The sequence below is a fragment of the Microcystis sp. LE19-131.1A genome, assembly GCF_027532015.1.
Lineage (GTDB): Bacteria > Cyanobacteriota > Cyanobacteriia > Cyanobacteriales > Microcystaceae > Microcystis > Microcystis ichthyoblabe_A.
In genome coordinates, this window is record NZ_JAPZSS010000124.1 from 1 (window position 1) to 3,427 (window position 3,427).

Annotated in this window: 2 protein-coding genes; both read left to right on the forward strand. The window is 43.2% G+C overall.

Annotated features, from left to right (window positions below; genetic code table 11):
- Positions 1-616: 616 nt before the first annotated feature.
- Complete coding sequence (gene modA / locus O9323_RS10755) at positions 617-1,414, forward strand: molybdate ABC transporter substrate-binding protein (RefSeq protein ID WP_043998499.1); 798 nt, start codon at positions 617-619, stop codon at positions 1,412-1,414.
- Positions 1,415-1,417: 3 nt separating this feature from the next.
- Positions 1,418-3,256, forward strand: a complete 1,839-nt coding sequence (gene modB / locus O9323_RS10760; RefSeq protein WP_288125087.1) for a molybdate ABC transporter permease subunit — start codon at positions 1,418-1,420, stop codon at positions 3,254-3,256.
- Positions 3,257-3,427 lie beyond the last annotated feature (171 nt).

The window sequence follows — 3,427 nt, forward strand, 5'->3', positions numbered from 1 at the left end:
AGAAGATGCAAGGGTGATGCAAGGGTGATGCAAGGGTTTTAAGAGATTCTAGCAGATTTAAGTGCATTTGGGAAGCTCTCAATCAAGCTAAAAGCCCTTTCCTGTAAGGTTTTTACCATTATTCAGCAAACCCTAATTAGAGTTTGCTGAATAAATCTAAAAACCTTGTTAGATAAGGCTTTTAGACTTTTTTTCTCTCAAAAAGTGCTGACCATTGGAGTGATCGGGGGGAAATTTAGGTACTTTTTCCCTGAAAATTAGGTAATTGGCCACCTCAAAACTGGTAAAACCCCACACCCCACACCCCACACCCTGCCACCACCGAAAAACTTTTTCAGCAGACCCTAATTAATTTGTCCCACCAGTTGTTTTTTTTGTGATCGCCTGTCCCTGAAAAATAGTCACTTTCTACTATATTTTGCCTTCCAAAATCGGGGTTAATGCTCTATTTATTTCAAAATGAGAATTGCTGGATATTCAGCCAATCCTACTTATCCTGACTTCCCACACCCCACGCTCCACGGAAAACTTTTTGCCGCAAACCCTAGATAGAGATTTCGGGCGGTGGATTGGTTGTGATAGAAATATAAATATCGATCGCTTGCTATCAATCTTGATGAAAAGACGATATTTTCTGGCTTTTATCGGCTCAATTGTCCTTAGTTGCTTATTATCTCTAGGAATAAACCTTTTTTCATCTACTATCGCCACCGCGCAAACCCAGACAATTCTAATTTCTGCCGCCGCTAGTCTCAAAGATGCCCTAGAAGAAATCAAGCCGGGGTTTGAAAAAGCCCATGGCCACATTAAAGTTAATTATAACTTCGGTGCGTCGGGAGCTTTGCAACAGCAAATTACACAAGGTGCGCCGGCCGATGTTTTCCTCTCGGCTGCCACTAAGCAAATGGACGCTTTAGCAAAAGCTGGTTTAATCGATACAACTACCAGAAGAAACCTGCTCACTAATCGCCTAGTTTTAATCGTTCCCAAGAATTCCGCCCTAAAAATCAGCGATTTTCGTTCCCTGACTAACAGTAATGTCCAAAGAATTGCCGTGGGTGAACCGCGCAGCGTTCCCGTCGGTCAGTACAGCGAAGAAGTTCTGAAAAATCTCGGCATTTTAGAGCAAATAAGAGCAAAACTGGTCTTTGCCAACTCTGTCCGTAATGTTCTCGCCGCCGTAGAGACTGGTAACGCCGATGCTGGCATTGTTTACATCACCGATGCCAAAATTTCCGACCAAGTAAAAGTAGTGGCTACGGCTGCCAATAATCTCCATTCTCCGATTATTTACCCGATGGCTGTGATAAAAGCCAGCAAAAACCCGCAAGCTGCCAAGACTTTCGCCCAATATCTCACCAGGACAGCCGCTAAAAACATTTTTGAAAAATTCGGCTTCGGAATAGCCAGATAAACAATGCCAGACTTTTCCCCCCTATGGATATCCCTGAAAACCGCCACCATTGCCCTGATAATCATCTTTTTTCTCGGTATTGCCGCCGCTTATTGGATGTTAGGCTATCGTGGACGGTGGAAATCCCTAATCGAGGCAGTTTTCGTCGCACCCTTAATCTTGCCCCCGACGGTGCTAGGCTTCATTTTACTGCTCCTATTCGGCAAAAACGGATCCTTAGGACAGTTATTAGACCTATTTAACTTTCGCATCGTTTTTACTTGGTATGCCGCCGTTATCACCGCGACGGTGGTAGCTTTTCCCCTGATGTACAAAACCACCCTCGGCGCTTTTGAACAGGTGGATGCCAGTCTTTTACAGGTTGCCCGCACCCTAGGGGCATCGGAAGGGAAAATATTCTGGCGCCTACTTTTGCCCCTCTCCTTCCCCGGGGTATTAGCAGGATTAACCCTAGCTTTTGCCCGCGCTTTGGGGGAATTTGGGGCGACTTTGATGTTAGCCGGTAATATTCCGGGGCAAACTCAAACTATCCCGATGGCGATTTTCTTCGCTGTGGAAGCAGGAGCGATGACTGAGGCTTGGATATGGGTGTTTATTATCATATTAATCTCCCTATCGGGTATTATCGCCGTTAATCTCTGGCAAAGTCAACGTAAACAGCAATTAGGACGACTGGGAGAAAGCAAACCTAACGAGATGGAGGACTGGCTGCCACCCTGGGAGGGTCGCGATTTTGTCCTTTTAGAAGCTGAAAATCATCATTATAGAGATAAAATAGGCTTATTTGTCGATATAAAGAAATATTTATCCGGTTTTAACCTCTCGGTCACTTTTAACTGCCAAAATCAGCCATTAGGACTATTAGGGGCTTCGGGTTCGGGAAAAAGCCTGATTTTGCGATCGCTGGCTGGTGTGGAAACGCCCTCAAGGGGCCGTATTGTCTTAAATGGTCGCATTCTCTTCGATTCGGAAAAGGGAATTAATCTCCCCAGTCGTCAGCGTCGCATCGGTTTTGTGGTGCAGAATTATGCCCTTTTTCCCCATCTCACTGTAGCAGAAAATATCGCTTTTGGTCTCTCGAAAAACTTATCTAAAAAAGTTATTAAACAGCAGATTGCCAACCAATTGGAATTAGTGCAGTTACCCGGCATGGAAAACCGTTATCCCCATCAATTATCGGGGGGACAACAGCAACGGGTCGCCATCGCTCGCGCTTTAGCTAGTCGTCCGGAAGCTTTATTATTAGATGAGCCTTTTTCTGCCCTTGATACCCATCTACGCGCTCAATTAGAACGTCAGATGATCAAAACTTTAAGTAATTACGATGGCGTGACAATTTTTGTTACCCATAATATGGATGAAGCTTATCGAATATGTGAGAATTTATTAGTTATGGAAAAAGGGCGGGCAATTGCTAATAATTCTAAACAGAAAATTTTTGAGCGACCAGATAGCGTTAGTTTGGCAAAAATTACTGGCTGTAAAAATTTTTCCCGTGCTATTATCATTAATAATCAACAATTAGAAGCCATTGATTGGGATGTTAAATTACACACCGTCCCCGGAATTCCCGACTATTTAGCCTATACGGGAATTCGCGCCCATCAAATTATTTTTGGTCGAGATTTAAGCGATATTAATACTTTTCCCTGTTGGTTAGCTAATGCCATTGAAAGACCCCATCGAGTGACTCTCTATCTAAAACTTAATCAACCCTCCAACCACGACCGCGATTTTCATATCCAAGCAGAGTTATATAAGGATAAATGGTTAGAAATTAAGGAGCAAGCTTTGCCTTGGACTGTTACTTTATCTCCCCAGCGTTTATTATTATTAAAATAAACAGAGATTTTGATACTAAGTTGTCAAACACCCCCCTTATCAAGCTATCCATTAGTCACATCTTTCTTAACATAAAATTTGACAAAAAGAGAAAAGTGTGCAAGATGGCTCAAGGGGGTTCTATGGGGGGACTAATTTGATGAGATAGTTTCCAAGTCTGGCTGATATCAT

Bases quoted from the DNA above. Each gene is read 5' to 3' on its own strand.
- modA (WP_043998499.1), top strand. From the start codon at position 617: ATGAAAAGACGATATTTTCTGGCTTTTATCGGCTCAATTGTCCTTAGT.
- modB (WP_288125087.1), top strand. From the start codon at position 1,418: ATGCCAGACTTTTCCCCCCTATGGATATCCCTGAAAACCGCCACCATT.